This is a genomic window from Rhodococcus ruber, from assembly GCF_016804345.1.
Taxonomy (GTDB): Bacteria; Actinomycetota; Actinomycetes; order Mycobacteriales; family Mycobacteriaceae; genus Rhodococcus; species Rhodococcus ruber.
This window is the reverse complement of the sequence record NZ_CP044211.1, coordinates 3,423,015-3,437,974: the sequence shown is the minus strand read 5'-3', so window position 1 is coordinate 3,437,974 and position 14,960 is coordinate 3,423,015. Positions and strand designations below refer to the sequence as shown.

Here is a 14,960-nt window from a genome sequence, read left to right as displayed (position 1 = left end):
CCATGTCCCCCTCGACCCCCGCCGTCCTCGTCGAAGCCGTCACCAAGAGCTTCGGGCCGGTCCCGGCCCTGTGCGGTGTGAGCTTCGCCGCCGAGCCCGGTGAGGTCCTCGGCGTCCTCGGCCCCAACGGCGCCGGCAAGACCACCACCGTGAACATCCTGTCCACCCTGCTGCGGCCGGATTCCGGCCGTGCCGTCGTGGCCGGGCACGACGTCGTCACCGACCCGGCCGGGGTGCGCCGGGCGGTGATGCTCACCGGTCAGTACGCCGCCCTCGACGACATGCTCACCGGCTTCGAGAACCTCGTCCTGTTCGCCCGTCTGCTCGGGTTGCGGCGCCGCGCGGCCCGAGCCCGCGCGCGGGAACTGCTCGCCGAGTTCGACCTCGAGGATGCCGCCGACCGGCGGGTCGGCAAGTACTCCGGCGGCATGCGCCGCCGCATCGACATCGCGTGCGGGCTCGTCGTCCCGCCCCGGGTGGTGTTCCTCGACGAGCCGACCACCGGCCTCGATCCGCGCAGCCGCCAACGGGTCTGGGATCTGATCGCCGGCTTCAAGGCGCAGGGCGTCACCACGCTGCTCACCACGCAGTACCTCGAGGAGGCCGACCTGCTCGCCGACCGGATCGTCGTCATCGACCGGGGCACGGTCGTCGCCGAGGGCACCCCCGCCCAGCTGAAGCAGCGCGTCGGCGCCACCTTCTGCGAAGTCGTCCCGGTGCGGGCGGCCGACGTGCCCGCCGTGGCGCACGTGCTCCGCCGGTTCGCCCCGGCGGCGGTGGTCGAGGTCGCCGCCGACCGCGTCACGATCCCGGCCCCGCACGGGGCGGGCACCCTGGCGCAGGTCGCGACGGCCGTCGCCGCCCACGGCGTCGCCGTCTCCGACATCGCGCTGCGGCGGCCGTCGCTGGACGAGGTCTTCCTCGCCCTCACCGCCGCCCGGCCGCGTTTCGAGGTGGTGGCATGACCACGACGACCGCCGCACCGTCGCCCCTCTACCAGTGGTGGGTGCTGTCCGCGCGCACCCTGATCCCCGCCGTCCGCGGCGGCGAACTCGTCACCGCGCTCGTCGCGCCGCTCGTGTTCACCGTCGGGTTCTACGTGCCGCTGCAACGGGTGATCGCCCTGTTCACCGGCGGGGCCGTCGACTACGGGCAGTTCCTGATGCCGCTGATCGCGCTGCAGGCCGTGGCCTTCACCGCGATCTCCGCCGCGTTCCTGGCCGCGACCGACGCGGTGCACGGCATCGACCGCCGGTTCGCGACGATGCCGATCGCGGCGGCCGTGCCGCTCGCCGCACGCCTGTCCGCGAGCACCGTCAAGTGCGCGCTGTCGCTGGCGGCGGCGATCGGTTGCGGGTACGTGATCGGATTCCGATTCGCCGGAGCCACCGCGGCCGTCGGGTTCTGCGTACTCGCGCTCACCATCGGCACGGTCCTCACGCTGGGGGCCGATGTGCTCGGCACCGTGTTCCGGAGCCCGGAGGCCACCACGCAGGCACTGATGCTGCCGCAGCTCGTGCTCGGAATGCTCTCCTGCGGCTTCGTTCCGATCGACCAGTTCCCGGCCTGGATCCAGCCGTTCGTCCGCAACCAGCCCGTCTCCCAGTTCGCGTCGAGCCTGCGCGGGCTCGCCGACGGCACCGGCGCCGCCCTGACGCCGACGCTGCTGTGGCTCGGCGGGATCCTCCTGGTCGTCGTCCCCCTGGCCACCCGCACGAACCGGAGGCAGCGATGAGCACCACCGTGACCACACCCGAGAATTCGGTCCCCGCTCTCGTGCGGCACACCGGCCTGCAGGCCGGGCGCCTGCTGACCCGCTGGCGCCGGGATCCGATGACGGTGCTGCAGAGCCTCGCCTACCCGGTGCTGCTGTTGCTCATGCTCGAGGCGGTGCTCGGCCGGCAGGTCTCGGCGTTCGCCGGGCAGGACGCGCTGTACGGGACGGTGCCGATGGTCGTCGTGATGAGCGCGCTGCTCGGCTCGCTGGCCGGCGCCGTCACACTCGGCCGCGAGTGCGAGGCCGGGCTGCCCGCGCGGCTGTGGGTGCTGCCCGTCCACCGGGCTTCGGCGCTGGCGTCGAGATTCGTCGCCGAGGCGGTGCGCATCACCGTGACCACCGTCGTCGTCGTCGCCGCCGGGGTCGTGCTCGGTTTCCGCTTCCACCGCGGCCCGCTCGCCGCGATCGGTTTCCTGGCCGTACCGGTGCTGTTCGGGCTGGCGTTTGCCGCGCTGGTCACCGCGGCCGCATTCATGGCCGCGAAAACGGTGGTCATCGAAGCGATCTCGTTGCTGTGCACGCTGATGCTGTTCTTCAATCCGGGGTTCGTGCCGATCGGTGCGTACCCGGACGTGCTCGCGCCGGTGATCCGCAACCAGCCCATGACCAGTGCCGTCGAGACGATGCAGGCGCTGGCCCTGGGCGGCGCCGTCCAGGGCCCGCTGGTGCGCACCGTGGCCTGGTCGGTGGCCCTGGTCGCGGTGTGTGCCGTGCCGGTGATCCGCGGATACCGTCGGGCCCTGTGACCGGATCCGCCGCCGGTGATCCCGGCAGGGTGGCGAATCCGCCACCCGGGGTGGCTGGTTCGCGGCCCCCGGGTACGGGAGGATCGATCCAGTGAACACGCCGAATCCCGAAGGGAGGCAAAATGACCGCCGTTGCCGAACCAGGCACCACCGACTCCGAACTGCCCCGTCTGCGCGCCGACATCGACAGTCTCGACACCGAGATCCTCGCCGTGGTGCGGCGCCGTGTCGCGCTCGAGCGACGGATCGGGCAGCTCCGGGTCGGGACGGGGGCGCCCCGCGTCACCCACGCCCACGACATGAGCATGATCCGTCGCTACGCCGCCGAGCTCGGGGAGGACGGCACGGCCCTGGCCCTGGTCCTGCTGCGCCTGCGTTAGCGGTGCGGAGCGCGCCCGACGGTGCCGGGCGACACCCCTCGTTCCGGGTGTCGACACGGACCTCATCCGGTCGGTCGTCGGCGGGGCGGTCCCGGGTCCACACCCACTGTCCGCGGGGCCGCACGCTCGCCGTCCGAGAGATCGCCCGCCGTCGCGCCGCGCGCGAGGTCTTTCGCCGCTCGGAAGGGCCACGTCCCGCACCGCGGCCATCTCCAGCTCGTCGAAGCGTCGGCGCTTGCCGGATTCGAGGGGCCGGTGCACCCGCTCGGACCGGAGCCACATCAGCGAGGGGTGGCCCCTCCCGCCACACGACCCGGACCACCGGACCTTCGCCGCATCATCGAGCATCCGGACAACCCCCTCCCGGCGTCGCCGGGAGGGGGTTGTCCACCCCCGGGCGCAGTCCTAGTCGCGGGCCAGCACGGCTACGGGAAGGTCCGCGAACACCTCCGCCGGCGACACCGTTGCCGACAGCCGCCGCCCGGTGAGCCGGTCCACCCAGCGGCCCGGCGGCAGGTCGAGCGTCGTGTCGCCCCATCCGGTCTCCTCCAGGGTGACCGTGTGCCGCGAGGCGAGCGCCACCACGTCGACGTCGTCGGCCGCCGGGCCGCGCCCGAACCCGATGAGGTGAGCGGCGGCCGGACCCGACGCGGACAGCGGGACGTAGGCGCCACCGACGAAGCTCGCCGGCCGTTCGCGGCGCAGCCGCAGCGCCGACCGCACGACCGCGAGCTTCGCGGTACCGGCGCCGTCCACGGCCGGCGGCGGGTCCTGCTCGAGCAGCCGGCGCCTCGCGGCGAAGTCCACCGGCCGCCGGTTGTCCGGGTCCACGAGCGAGTCCTCCCACAACTCGGTGCCCTGGTACACGTCGGGGATGCCGGGTCCGAGCAGCTGCAGCAGCTTCTGCCCGAGCGAGTCCGCGGAGAAATGCGGGGCCAGCGACGCGACGAACTCGGTCAGCGACGCGCCGACAGGCCCGTCGCACACCGCGTCGAGCCAGGCCGCCACCGCGCCCTCGAACTCCTCGTCCACCTCCGTCCAGGTGGTGCGCACGCCGTTCTCCCGCAGGGCTTTCCGGGCGTACTCGTGCAGCCGGGACCGCAGCTCCTCCGTCACTCGACCGTCACGCGGCCAGGCCCCGAAGATGTTCTGCCACAAGAACAGTCCCGAGGCGGCGTCCGGGGGCGGTGTGACGGATTCCCATTCGGACAGGCACGCCGCCCACAGTTGCGGCACCTGCGAGAGCACCCCGATACGGGCGCGGACGTCCTCGCCGCGCTTGGTGTCGTGGGTGGACAGCGACGTCATCGCACGCGGCCACCACCGCGCCCGTTCCGACCAGGCGAGGTGGAATTCGGCGACGGGCAGCCCGAACCGGCCCGGGTGGCCGCCGACCTCCTGGAGGGAGACCAGCCGCGCCGCGCGGTAGAACAGGCAGTCCTCGACCGCCTTGGCGGTCGCGGCGCCGCACACCTGCCCGAACCGGGCCGCCGCCTCTGCGCCCCGGGCCAGGGCCCGCGACAGCACCTCGAGCGCGGGTTCGAGCGCGGGTTCGGCGCGGGCGCACTCACCCAGGATGCGGGGCAGCATCCCGGCCAGGGGCGCGTAGTCGGACCGGTACACGGGCAGCTCAGCCACCACCGCGATCACCGCGTCGCGCAGGTGCTCGTCCGGACAGGTCGCATCGGCGGCGTCCCGGCGGACCGCCCGCACCAGCCGGCGCACCTCCGGTGCCAGACCCGCCTGCAGCACCGTGCTCTTGAGCTGTCTCTCCTGCGCGTGCAGCCACTGCGCGTCGCCGGGCGCGCCGGTGCGGTCACGCGAGAGCGCGTCGAGGTCCTTCTCACCGCGCGGATAGAGGAACACCGCACCGACCTCGCCGAGCGCGTCGTAGCCGGTGGTGCCGTCGACCGGCAGGGTCGGGTCGAGCGGTTCGCCGTCGCCGAGGATCTTCTCGACGACCAGCCAGCGGTCCGGGCCGACGAGCTCGCGCAACCGCTGCAGGTAGCCGGTCGGGTCCGCCAGTCCGTCCGGATGGTCCACGCGGACGCCGTCGGTGAGGTCGTCGTCCATCCACGACGCCACCTGGGCGTGCACCGCGTCGAACACCGCCGGATCCTCCACCCGCACCGCGGCGAGATCGTCGACGGTGAAGAACCGGCGGTATCCGATCAGGCCGCTGTCCCACGGCACCAGCCGGTACGCCTGCCGCGCATGCACCTCCGCTCCGGTTCCCGCGTCGGTGCCCGGGGCGATCGGGAAGCGCCGCTCGTAGTAGGCCAGCGTCGGCTCGTCACCGGTACGGTCCACGGTCAGATCCTCGACGTCGGTCGCCGACCCCAGTACGGGCAGGGCGATCCGGCCGTCGCAGCCGTTGTCCGCGTCCCAGTCGACGTCGAAGTACGTCGCGTACGGCGAGGTGCGGCCGTGCCGCAGCACGTCCCACCACCACGGGTTCTCCCGCGGATCGCCGACGCCGACGTGGTTGGGGACGATGTCGATCAGCAGACCCATCCCGCGGGAGCGGACCTCGCGGGCCAGGGCCGCGAGACCCTCGCGGCCGCCGAGCGCCGCCGACACCGTCGTCGGATCCACCACGTCGTACCCGTGGGTCGAGCCGGCCGCGGCGCTGAGCACGGGGGACAGGTACACGTGGGAGACGCCGAGCGCGTCGAGGTAGTCCACGAGCGCGATCGCGTCCGCGAAGGTCGTCCCGTCGCCGGTGAGCTGCAGCCGATACGTCGACGACACCGGGCGCGGGCTCATGCGGTCCTCCGCATCACCAGCAGCGAACGGGCCTGCACCCGCACCGACTCCCCGGCGGTCACCACCTGCTCGCGCAGCCCGTCCGGCACGTCCGTGTCCAGCGCCACCGACCATTCCTCGGCGTGCGGACCGTCGGGGGTGACGAAATCGATCGGCTCGTCGTGCGCGTTGAAGCACAGCAGGAACGAATCGTCGACGACCCGTTCGCCGCGCTGGTTCGGCTCGTGGATGCCCTCGCCGTTGAGGAACACCGACAGCGACTTGCCGAACCCGCTGTCCCAGTCCTCCGGCGTCATCTCCTCGCCCGCCGGGGTGCGCCAGGCGATGTCACGGGACTGCTCGCCGCTGCGGATCGGGCGGCCCTCGAAGAACCGCCGTCGCCGGAACACCGGGTGCGACCGGCGCAGCGCGATCACGTTGCGGGTGAACTCGAGCAGGTCCGCGTTCGTCTCCGCCAGCGACCAGTCCATCCAGGACAACTCGTTGTCCTGGCAGTAGACGTTGTTGTTGCCCTGCTGCGTGCGCCCGAACTCGTCGCCGTGCGCGAGCATGGGGGTGCCCTGGGACAGCATCAGCGTGGCCAGGATGTTGCGGCTCTGCCGCTGCCGCAGCGCGAGCACGTCCGCGTCGTCGGTCGGGCCCTCCACGCCGCAGTTCCACGAGCGGTTGTGTGACTCGCCGTCCATGTTGTTCTCGCCGTTGGCGTCGTTGTGCTTCTCGTTGTAGGAGACCAGGTCGGCGAGGGTGAAGCCGTCGTGGGCGGTGACGAAGTTGATCGACGCGCTCGGCCGGCGGCCGGTGGCCTCGTACAGGTCCGACGAGCCGGTGAGCCGGGAGGCGAACTCGCCGAGCGTGGCCGGTTCCCCGCGCCAGTAGTCCCGGACCGTGTCGCGGTACTTGCCGTTCCACTCGGTCCACAGGCCGGGGAAGTTGCCCACCTGGTAGCCGCCCTCACCGACGTCCCACGGCTCGGCGATCAGCTTGACCTGCGAGACGATCGGATCCTGCTGCACGAGGTCGAAGAACGCGGACAGCCGGTCCACGTCGTGCAGCTCGCGGGCCAGGGTGGAGGCCAGGTCGAAGCGGAATCCGTCGACGTGCATCTCGGTCACCCAGTAGCGCAGCGAATCCATGATCAGCTGCAGGGTGTGCGGATGGCGGGCGTTGAGGCTGTTGCCGGTGCCGGTGTAGTCCATGTAGTAGGACTTGTCGTCGTCGACCAGCCGGTAGTAGGCGGCGTTGTCGATGCCGCGGAAACAGATCGTCGGCCCCATGTGGTTGCCCTCCGCGGTGTGGTTGTACACCACGTCGAGGATCACCTCGATGCCCGCCTCGTGGTAGGCGCGCACCATCGCCTTGAACTCGGCGACGACGCCGCTCGGGTTGCTGGCCGACGAGTAGTCCAGGTGCGGAGCCAGGAAGCCGAAGGTGTTGTAGCCCCAGTAGTTCCGCAGGCCCCGGTCCAGCAGCACCTGATCCTGCATGAACTGGTGCACGGGCATCAGTTCGATCGCGGTGACCCCGAGACTCTGCAGGTGCTCGATGATCACCGGGTGGGCCAGCCCCGCGTAGGTGCCGCGCAACTGCTCCGGCACGCCCGGATGGGTCGCGGTCATGCCCTTCACGTGGGCCTCGTAGATGACGGTCTCGTAGTAGGGCCGGCGCGGATGCCGATCGGAGACCCAGTCGAAGAACGGGTTGATCACCACGGTCGTCATCGTGTGTCCGAGCGAATCCAATTGGGGGAAATCGGGATTCGACGGTTCTTTGGGCTCGGTGGCGGACTCGGCCGGCGTGTCGTTCTCGTCGCCCGACTCCGCGGTGGCCGCACCTGGAGCGTCCGCACCGGAGGCGTCCTCCGCGGCCGCGTCCGACTGCTCCGGTTCCGACGGGGCCTCCTCGGCCTCGGACCCCGTCATGGCGTACGAGAACAGCGACGCATCGCCGTCGAACGCGCCGTCGAAGGCCTTGCCGTACGGGTCGAGCAGCAACTTGCTCGGATCGCAGCGCAGACCCTGCCCCGGATCGTAGGGGCCGTGGACGCGGTAGCCGTAGCGTTGGCCGGGGGTCACCGTGGGGAGGTAGACGTGCCAGACGTTGCCGTCGACCTCCTCGATCGGCACGCGGGTCTCGGTGCCGTCCTTGGCGATCAGGCACAGTTCGACCTTCTCGGCGACCTCGGAGAAGAGGGCGAAGTTCGTCCCCGCCCCGTCGTAGGTCGCGCCGAGCGGATAGGCGTTCCCCGGCCACACCGGGATCTCGGCCGGGAGGGCCTCGGTGGACGTGCTCGGCTCGGTGGGTTCCATGACGGCAACCCTAGCGGGATCCTCGGTCGTGTACGGACCGAGTGAGCCGGTCCGGCGCAGGTGCCGACCGGCCGCGCGGCGCGGACGCCTACAGTCGGACCCCGTGACCGTTCGCCGCCTGAATCCCGACGAGGTCGCCACGCTCGACGCGGCGCACCTGTGGCATCCCTACGGGGCCGTTCCCGCATCGACCGTGCCGCTCGTGGTCGACGAGGCCCACGGCACCCGGCTGCGGCTGGCCGACGGCCGGGAACTCGTCGACGGCATGAGCTCGTGGTGGGCCGCCGTGCACGGATACCGCCACCCCGCCCTCGACGCGGCGGTCACGCGCCAACTGGGGCGGATGAGCCACGTGATGTTCGGCGGGCTCACCCACGAGCCGGCCGCGCGGCTCGCGGAGCTGCTCGTGCGGATCACCCCCGACGGCCTGGACAAGGTCTTCCTCGCCGATTCCGGGTCGGTGTCGGTGGAGGTCGCGGTCAAGCTCGCCCTGCAGTACCAGCGCGCGGTGGGCCGGCCGGGACGGCACCGGCTCATGACCTGGCGGGGCGGCTACCACGGTGACACGTTCGCGCCGATGAGCGTGTGCGACCCCGACGGCGGCATGCACTCGATGTGGACCGGCGTACTGCAGCGGCAGGTGTTCGCGCCGGCGCCGCCGCGCGAGTTCGACCCGGCGTACGTCGCCGAGTTCGAGGCCACGCTCGAGGCCCACACGGACGAGCTGGCCGCCGTGATCGTCGAGCCGGTGGTCCAGGGCGCGGGTGGCATGCGCTTCCACGACCCCCGCTACCTGACCGAGCTGCGCCGGATGTGCGACACCCATGGCCTGCTGTTGATCTTCGACGAGATCGCCACCGGGTTCGGTCGCACCGGGGAGCTGTTCGCCGCCGATCACGCGGCCGTCGCGCCGGACGTCATGTGCGTGGGCAAGGCGCTGACCGGCGGATATCTGACGCTGGCGGCGGTGCTGTGCACGTCGGCCGTCGCCGAGGCGGTCAGCGCGGGCGAGGGCGGCGGCATCATGCACGGCCCGACGTTCATGGGCAATCCGCTCGCGTGCGCGGTGGCCGTCGCTGCCGTGGAGCTGCTGCTCTCGCGCGACTGGCGCGGCGAGGTCGCCGCGCTCGGCGCCGGCCTCGAAGCGGGTCTGGCGCCGGCGCGGGAGCTGCCGGGCGTGGTGGACGCGCGGGTGCTCGGCGGCATCGGCGTGCTCGAACTGGACCGGCCCGTGGACATGCGCGCCGCGACGGCGGCCGCCGTTGCGTCCGGCGTGTGGCTGCGTCCGTTCCGCAACCTGATCTACGCGATGCCGCCGTACATCTGCACGGCCGACGACGTGCGGATGATCGCCGCGGGGATGTGCGCCGCCGCCCGGACCTGACCCCGCCGTGGGGTGCCGGACGAGCCGGGCACGCCGCCCGCATTCCGACTTGAACGGTGTTCAGGTATGGTCTGCGGGCATGACCGCCTTCGCCAGCCTGGATTGGCTCGACGACGTCGCCGACGCCCGGCGCGCGGCGGGCCTGCGCCGCACCCTGCATCCGCGCACCCCGGCGCCGGGCATCGTCGACCTCGCCTCCAACGACTACCTCGGTCTCGTCCGGCACCCCGAGGTCCTCGCCGCCGCGACCGCCGCGCTGCGCCGCTGGGGCGGTGGCGCCACCGGGTCCCGCCTCGTCACCGGCACCACGAGCGAGCACGAACTGCTCGAGCGTGAACTCGCGGAGTTCACCGGCGCCGAGTCCGGTCTCGTGTTCGCCAGCGGGTACGCCGCCAACCTCGGCGCCGTCACCGCCCTCGCCGACCGCGACACCCTGATCGTCTCCGACGCGGGCTGCCACGCGTCCCTGGTCGACGCGTGCCGGCTCTCCCGCGCACGGGTGCAGATCGCCCCGCACGCCGACGTCGACTTCGTGCGGACGGCGCTCGCGACCCGCACCGAGCGGCGTGCCCTCGTGCTCACCGACTCCGTCTTCAGCGCCGACGGGGACCTCGCGCCGCTGCAGCAACTGCATGCGGCGTGCCGGGCACACGACGCGCTGCTGCTCGTCGACGAGGCCCACGGGGTGGGGGTCCGGGGCGGGGGCGGTCGCGGACTCGTCCACGAGGCGGGTCTCGCCGGTGAGCCGGACGTCGTGGTCACTGCCACGCTCTCGAAGTCCCTCGCGTCGCAGGGCGGCGTGGTGCTCGCCGACGCCCGCGTCCGGGCCCACCTGATCGATGCCGCCCGCACCTTCATCTTCGACACCGGTCTCGCGCCCGCCGCCGTCGGCGCCGCCCGTGGTGCGCTGCGCGTGTTGCGTGACGAGCCGCACCGGGCCCGAGCCGTGCTCGAGCGGGCCGCCGACCTGGCCCGGATCGCCGGGGTCGCCGCCCCCACGTCGGCGGTGGTGTCGGTGGTGCTCGGGGACCCGCAGGTCGCGTTCGACGCCGCGCAGGCGTGCCGCAGCCGGGGGGTCCACGTCGGATGCTTCCGGCCGCCGTCCGTTCCCGAGGGCACGTCCCGGCTGCGGCTGACGGCCCGCGCGAACCTGGACGCCGACGAACTCGCCCACATCGACGACGTCCTCACCGATGTGCTGTCCGGGGCACGGTCATGACGGTCCTGTGTGTGACCGGCACGTCCACCGACGTGGGCAAGACCGTCGTCACGGCGGCCTACGCCGCCGTGGCGGTGGCGGCGGGGCTGCGGGTCGCCGTATGCAAACCGGCACAGACCGGGGTGGCCGACGAGGCTCCCGGCGACCTCGCCGAGATCGCCCGGCTCACCGGGGGACGCGTGCACACCGTGGAACTGGCCCGCTACCCGGAGCCCCTGGCGCCGGACACCGCGGCGCGCCGCAGCGGCCGGCCCCTGCTGCACCTGCCCGTCGTCGTCGCCGCCGTACGCGAGCTCGCCGGCGCGCACGACCTGGTGCTCGTCGAGGGCGCCGGTGGGCTGCTCGTCCGGCTGGGCGAGGACGGATTCACCCTCGTCGACGTCGCCGCCGCGGTGAGCGCCCCGGCCGTGGTGGTGGCAGCCCCCGCCCTGGGGACCCTGAACCACAGCGCACTGACCGTCGCCGCGTTGCGGGCCGGCGGGGTCGAGTGCGCGGGCGTGGTGATCGGTGCGTGGCCGGAGCACCCGGGTCTGGCCGAGCGGTGCAATCTGCAGGATCTGCCCGGGGTCACCGGTGTGCCCCTCCTCGGGCGCCTCCCGGCGGGCAGCGGCGCCCTCGACGCGGTGTCCTTCGCCGACCAGGCCGCCCGCTGGCTGCCTGCCGACCGGCTCGGCCTGCCGGTTCGGCCCTGACACCTGTCCCCGCGGCGCCCGGCCGGGCGCACCGCCACGCTTCCCGCAGGTGAACGAATGTGCGAGGACGACGAGTTCGGGTAGGGTATCCGGTGCGGTTGAGACACCAGCCGTAGTGCCAGTGAGGACGCGTCCCGACGACGCGTCCCTACGTCAGTGCTACGCAGTGTTCGCCGCGTCCGGCGTCGACCGCTGCGTATCCCCGACCGAGGCAGACCGGAAGTCGGTGTAGGAGACAGCGCAAGCGATGAGGGTGCTCGATCACCAGCAGTGCGAGACGGCCCGCAGGCGGGCGGTCTCGCACTCCCACATTCTCGACGGCCCGTTCGGCCGGATCGCCGCGTCCTGGTTCGGGGCGCCGGTGCCGATCGTCGACGCCGACCGCATCCGGCTCGAGGCCGCCCACGGGCTGGGCGGGGCGCGGCAGATCCGCCGCGCTCCCGGCTCGTGCGCCGCACCGATCCTCTCCGACCGCCCGGTGGCCGACGCCCGCCTCGTCGCCGAACTTTCGGAATCGATTCTTGCACGGGCGCAGGACGACATCGCCCTGCTCACCGCAGGTATACCCCGTTGACTCCGACCCCCGGGATCGGACCCGCTATCGCACAGGAGGACAGTGTCTTGCATGATGGACAGATGAACGAAGCGACTTCCGAACAGCCGATCATGGCCGTTTCCCAGGCGTGGAGCGGCGACATCGCGGTGCTGTCGGTGGCCGGTGACGTGGATCTGGTCAGCGCCCCGCAGCTCGAGGAGGAAGCTGTCGCCACCCTCGGCAACGACAAGTGCCGGGGCCTGATCGTGGACCTCGGTGCAGTCAACTTCCTCGCGTCGGTCGGCATCGCCGTGCTGGTCGACCTGTCGAAGAAGACCGCCGGCACGACCCCCTACGCCGTCGTCGCGCAGGGTTCGGCCACCGCCCGGCCGCTGTCGCTGCTCGGCCTGGACGAGGTGTTCCCGATCCACAGCCGCCTGGACGAGGCGCTGGCCGCTCTGCAGGCCGACAAGGCCGGCACGGAGGCATGAACCGCCGCGGAGGCACGAGTCGGTCGGGTCGCGCCGGCTCGACCGGACCGGTGTGTCCGGGGTGGAAATCCGGCGGGGACCCGTCGACGACGAGGGAACGAGGATGCAGGCGCGAGGCGTAGCACCGGCCTTTCTGACGACGGGACTGTACTTCCGCGGCGTACGGGCCGAGGCCTCGCAGGTGACGATGCTGCGGCAGGCGCTCGACCGCTGGCTCAGCGGCTTGCGGCTCGCCGAGGTCGGCGGCCAGGACGTGCTGCTGGCCAGCTACGAGGCGCTCGCGAACGCCGTCGAGCACGCGTACACCGCGGATGACGGTGACGGCACGGTCGACCTCGAAGCGAAGTACTCGCCGCAGGACCGGTGTGTGGAGGTCGTCGTCACCGACCACGGGCACTGGCGGGGTTCGGCCACGCCGGCGGCCGATAGCTCCCGGGGGCACGGCCTGGCGCTGATCCGGAATCTGGCCTCGGATACCGACCTGGCCGTCAACCCCGACGGCACACAGGTGGCGATGCGCTGGCAGTTGCCGGGGGAGACCTCGGCGGCCACCGGCTGACGCGAGTCGCCCGGGCGGCACGCTGCCCACGAACGGATTCCGGCCCCGGCGCTTCGCGCGCCGGGGCCGGAATGCACTCCGGGAGAAGTCAGGCAGGCTGCGGGTGTCGGCGAAGGGCGGCGTCGCCGCCCGAGGCGAACACCGAGGTGCATACGGTCCCGAGGGGGACCGGGACGTCCCGGGCCGGCGAGGTCCCCGCACCGACCGGCAGGTCGTGCTCGGCGAGTGCCTCGAGGATCCGTGCGGGGGCGTCGTGCACGCAGACGCACGGAACGCCTGCGGCGCGCACGGACTGCATCGTCATCGCCTCGGCCGCGGAGCACGCGCCGTCGAGCACCTCCTCGGCGACGATCGCGCACACCACCCGGCCTCCGGCGAAGGTATCGGTGAGTCCGAATCCGTGCTCACGTGCCCACGTCCGCAACTCGGCCCCACGGGCGCCGTCGAGCACCCGGGAGCAGTCGCCGACGATCAGCAGTTCGCCGGCCGATCCCCCCTCGATCGATCCTGAAGTCATCTGATCCCCTGCTTTCCGCATCGACGTCCTCGACCTCATGCGCGCCCGGTGCCCGCCGACTGCTCGTCGGTGCGTGGTTCGGCGAACATCGCCTCGATACGGCGCTTGATCTCCTCGGTGCTCATGGCCGAGCCGGCAGTGGCCGAGGCGCGGCGGGAGGCGGCGGAGGCGAACAAGGTGGTCTGCATGACGTTTCTCTGTCCTAACTCTCTTCAGCGCGTGCTGCTTTCACAGTGGCATCCAAGTCTTCCCGGAGCACAGGTTTTCGAAACCTGTAGCAGAGATTTCACATTTCCTGGTCCGTTCTGTCCGGATCCGGCTCGGCATCCCGTTCGGTCACGGCCCGTGCGCGTCGATACCCGGATTCGCCTGCGAGGCCGCGCGAATGTCGTACTGTGATAGCTGTCACACAGAGTCGGCAGGTGTCGACGTGCCGACCGACCTCTCGGAGGTACGAATGTCCACCACCGAAATGCAGGAACTGCACCGCACCATCGGTCACCTGCGGCACTGCCTGACCTCGCTCCGGTCGCGGTACGGCGACGCCGCCGCCGTACGTCGTCTGGTCAACGACGTGGACCGGCTCGACATCGACGCGCAGGACCTGGCGGCCTCCCCGCCGCGGGAGGCGTCCCGGCCGGTCGGCGAGCGGATCCCGATCCCCGACACCCCGTACGACGAGATCTTCCGCGGCGTCGACTGCGACGACGAGGGGCTCGGCGGCCTGCACGGCTCGCGGTGAGCGCGCCCGCGGCAGGCACCGGCGTGCGCTCCGCGACGCGGGCCCGGATCGCGGCGCGCACGCTACGCACCGACCGGTGGTGGCAGCCGCCCCTGCTCACCACACTCGGACTGGCCGTCTTCGTCGTCTACGCGACGATCCGGTCGTTCGTGCGCACCGCGTACTGGGTGGAGGAGTACCACTACCTCACGCCGTTCTACTCCCCGTGCGTCAGCGCGTCGTGCGTGCCCGGTGCCCGGCACTTCGGCACGTGGGTGGGTGAACTGCCCATGTGGATCCCCCTGGCGTTCCTGTCGCTGCCGTTCCTGCTCGGGTTCCGGCTGACGTGCTACTACTACCGCAAGGCCTACTACCGCTCGATCTGGCTGGCGCCGCCGGCCTGCGCCGTCGCCGAGCCGCACGCCCGGTACACGGGGGAGACGCGGTTGCCGCTGCTGATCCAGAACTCGCACCGCTACTTCTTCTACGTCGCGCTCGTCATCTCGGCGATCAACACCTACGACGCGATCCTCGCGTTCCACGGTGCCGGGGGCGGGTTCGGGTTCGGGCTCGGCAACATCGTCCTGGTGGTGAACGTCGTGCTGCTGTGGGCATACACCGTCTCGTGCCACTCGTGCCGGCACGTCACCGGCGGCCGGCTCAAACACTTCTCGAAACACCCGCTGCGCTACCGGGTCTGGACGTTCGTTTCCAGGCTCAACACCCGGCACATGCAGCTGGCGTGGACCACGCTGGGCACCCTGATGATCACGGATTTCTACATCATGCTCGTGGCGAGCGGCACGGTTTCGGACCTGCGGTTCGTCGGCTGAGCCACGACGCCGGCCCGGGCGCCTGCCGCGGGCG

16 protein-coding genes are annotated in these 14,960 nt (G+C 72.0%); 12 read left to right on the top strand and 4 right to left on the bottom strand.

All coding sequences use genetic code 11. The features are described from left to right. The first annotated feature begins 2 nt into the window (after positions 1-2). The 4 genes from F1734_RS15775 to F1734_RS15760 all read left to right on the top strand — a co-directional run bounded on the left by F1734_RS15775 (position 3) and on the right by F1734_RS15760 (position 2,903). Positions 3-965 carry a daunorubicin resistance protein DrrA family ABC transporter ATP-binding protein gene (locus tag F1734_RS15775; protein ID WP_010595226.1) on the top strand — a complete coding sequence of 321 codons (963 nt, stop codon included), beginning with the start codon at positions 3-5 and terminating at the stop codon, positions 963-965. Continuing rightward, entirely contained in the window at positions 962-1,735 is a 774-nt protein-coding gene (locus F1734_RS15770; RefSeq protein ID WP_010595227.1) for an ABC-2 transporter permease, read from the top strand. Before F1734_RS15775 ends, F1734_RS15770 begins: the two co-directional genes overlap by 4 nt. After that, complete coding sequence (locus tag F1734_RS15765; protein ID WP_010595228.1) at positions 1,732-2,523, top strand: ABC transporter permease; 792 nt, start codon at positions 1,732-1,734, stop codon at positions 2,521-2,523. Before F1734_RS15770 ends, F1734_RS15765 begins: the two co-directional genes overlap by 4 nt. 122 nt (positions 2,524-2,645) lie before the next feature. Further along, positions 2,646-2,903 (top strand): chorismate mutase, encoded by a 258-nt coding sequence (locus F1734_RS15760; RefSeq protein WP_010595229.1) that lies wholly within the window; start codon positions 2,646-2,648, stop codon positions 2,901-2,903. A gap of 405 nt (positions 2,904-3,308) precedes the next feature. On the opposite strand, the gene treY is transcribed toward F1734_RS15760, so the two are convergent. After that, positions 3,309-5,669, bottom strand: coding sequence for a malto-oligosyltrehalose synthase (gene treY, locus F1734_RS15755; protein ID WP_203010780.1), 2,361 nt, complete (start codon positions 5,667-5,669; stop codon positions 3,309-3,311). Next, positions 5,666-7,975 carry a glycogen debranching protein GlgX gene (gene glgX, locus F1734_RS15750; RefSeq protein WP_010595232.1) on the bottom strand — a complete coding sequence of 770 codons (2,310 nt, stop codon included), beginning with the start codon at positions 7,973-7,975 and terminating at the stop codon, positions 5,666-5,668. Before glgX ends, treY begins: the two co-directional genes overlap by 4 nt. Before the next feature lie 103 nt (positions 7,976-8,078). Here glgX and F1734_RS15745 point away from each other — a divergent pair, with 103 nt between their 5' ends. The 6 genes from F1734_RS15745 to F1734_RS15720 all read left to right on the top strand — a co-directional run bounded on the left by F1734_RS15745 (position 8,079) and on the right by F1734_RS15720 (position 12,855). Beyond that, a complete protein-coding gene (locus F1734_RS15745) occupies positions 8,079-9,359 on the top strand; it encodes an adenosylmethionine--8-amino-7-oxononanoate transaminase (RefSeq protein WP_017681408.1) in 1,281 nt (426 codons plus the stop codon). A 79-nt stretch (positions 9,360-9,438) separates the two neighbouring features. After that, positions 9,439-10,578, top strand: a complete 1,140-nt coding sequence (locus tag F1734_RS15740; protein ID WP_017681409.1) for an 8-amino-7-oxononanoate synthase — start codon at positions 9,439-9,441, stop codon at positions 10,576-10,578. Next, positions 10,575-11,270 carry a dethiobiotin synthase gene (gene bioD, locus F1734_RS15735; protein ID WP_017681410.1) on the top strand — a complete coding sequence of 232 codons (696 nt, stop codon included), beginning with the start codon at positions 10,575-10,577 and terminating at the stop codon, positions 11,268-11,270. Before F1734_RS15740 ends, bioD begins: the two co-directional genes overlap by 4 nt. Positions 11,271-11,517: 247 nt before the next feature. After that, entirely contained in the window at positions 11,518-11,844 is a 327-nt protein-coding gene (locus F1734_RS15730; protein ID WP_010595237.1) for a hypothetical protein, read from the top strand. Between the two features lie 62 nt (positions 11,845-11,906). Then, a complete protein-coding gene (locus F1734_RS15725) occupies positions 11,907-12,296 on the top strand; it encodes an STAS domain-containing protein (RefSeq protein WP_003935836.1) in 390 nt (129 codons plus the stop codon). Positions 12,297-12,399: 103 nt separating this feature from the next. Further along, positions 12,400-12,855, top strand: coding sequence for an ATP-binding protein (locus F1734_RS15720; protein ID WP_051059605.1), 456 nt, complete (start codon positions 12,400-12,402; stop codon positions 12,853-12,855). Between the two features lie 88 nt (positions 12,856-12,943). On the opposite strand, the gene F1734_RS15715 is transcribed toward F1734_RS15720, so the two are convergent. Together F1734_RS15715 and F1734_RS15710 are read right to left on the bottom strand one after the other, a co-directional pair. Then, positions 12,944-13,372, bottom strand: coding sequence for a hypothetical protein (locus F1734_RS15715; RefSeq protein ID WP_010595239.1), 429 nt, complete (start codon positions 13,370-13,372; stop codon positions 12,944-12,946). A 35-nt stretch (positions 13,373-13,407) separates the two neighbouring features. Then, entirely contained in the window at positions 13,408-13,560 is a 153-nt protein-coding gene (locus tag F1734_RS15710) for a hypothetical protein (protein ID WP_017681412.1), read from the bottom strand. Positions 13,561-13,829: 269 nt separating this feature from the next. Here F1734_RS15710 and F1734_RS15705 point away from each other — a divergent pair, with 269 nt between their 5' ends. After that, the gene (locus tag F1734_RS15705; protein WP_003935832.1) at positions 13,830-14,114 is read left to right on the top strand and encodes a hypothetical protein; all 285 of its coding nucleotides are present in this window, start codon (positions 13,830-13,832) and stop codon (positions 14,112-14,114) included. Further along, on the top strand, positions 14,111-14,926 hold the full coding sequence (locus F1734_RS15700) for a hypothetical protein (RefSeq protein ID WP_010595241.1): 816 nt from the start codon (positions 14,111-14,113) through the stop codon (positions 14,924-14,926). Before F1734_RS15705 ends, F1734_RS15700 begins: the two co-directional genes overlap by 4 nt. Positions 14,927-14,960: the final 34 nt, after the last annotated feature.

What these genes read in the sequence shown, in the direction of transcription:
- F1734_RS15715 (WP_010595239.1), bottom strand. Translation starts at nt 13,372, where the DNA reads ATGACTTCAGGATCGATCGAGGGGGGATCGGCCGGCGAACTGCTGATC.
- treY (WP_203010780.1), bottom strand. Translation starts at nt 5,669, where the DNA reads ATGAGCCCGCGCCCGGTGTCGTCGACGTATCGGCTGCAGCTCACCGGC.
- F1734_RS15705 (WP_003935832.1), top strand. Translation starts at nt 13,830, where the DNA reads ATGTCCACCACCGAAATGCAGGAACTGCACCGCACCATCGGTCACCTG.
- glgX (WP_010595232.1), bottom strand. Translation starts at nt 7,975, where the DNA reads ATGGAACCCACCGAGCCGAGCACGTCCACCGAGGCCCTCCCGGCCGAG.
- F1734_RS15775 (WP_010595226.1), top strand. Translation starts at nt 3, where the DNA reads ATGTCCCCCTCGACCCCCGCCGTCCTCGTCGAAGCCGTCACCAAGAGC.
- bioD (WP_017681410.1), top strand. Translation starts at nt 10,575, where the DNA reads ATGACGGTCCTGTGTGTGACCGGCACGTCCACCGACGTGGGCAAGACC.
- F1734_RS15710 (WP_017681412.1), bottom strand. Translation starts at nt 13,560, where the DNA reads ATGCAGACCACCTTGTTCGCCTCCGCCGCCTCCCGCCGCGCCTCGGCC.
- F1734_RS15765 (WP_010595228.1), top strand. Translation starts at nt 1,732, where the DNA reads ATGAGCACCACCGTGACCACACCCGAGAATTCGGTCCCCGCTCTCGTG.
- F1734_RS15730 (WP_010595237.1), top strand. Translation starts at nt 11,518, where the DNA reads ATGAGGGTGCTCGATCACCAGCAGTGCGAGACGGCCCGCAGGCGGGCG.
- F1734_RS15770 (WP_010595227.1), top strand. Translation starts at nt 962, where the DNA reads ATGACCACGACGACCGCCGCACCGTCGCCCCTCTACCAGTGGTGGGTG.
- F1734_RS15760 (WP_010595229.1), top strand. Translation starts at nt 2,646, where the DNA reads ATGACCGCCGTTGCCGAACCAGGCACCACCGACTCCGAACTGCCCCGT.
- F1734_RS15720 (WP_051059605.1), top strand. Translation starts at nt 12,400, where the DNA reads ATGCAGGCGCGAGGCGTAGCACCGGCCTTTCTGACGACGGGACTGTAC.
- F1734_RS15740 (WP_017681409.1), top strand. Translation starts at nt 9,439, where the DNA reads ATGACCGCCTTCGCCAGCCTGGATTGGCTCGACGACGTCGCCGACGCC.
- F1734_RS15725 (WP_003935836.1), top strand. Translation starts at nt 11,907, where the DNA reads ATGAACGAAGCGACTTCCGAACAGCCGATCATGGCCGTTTCCCAGGCG.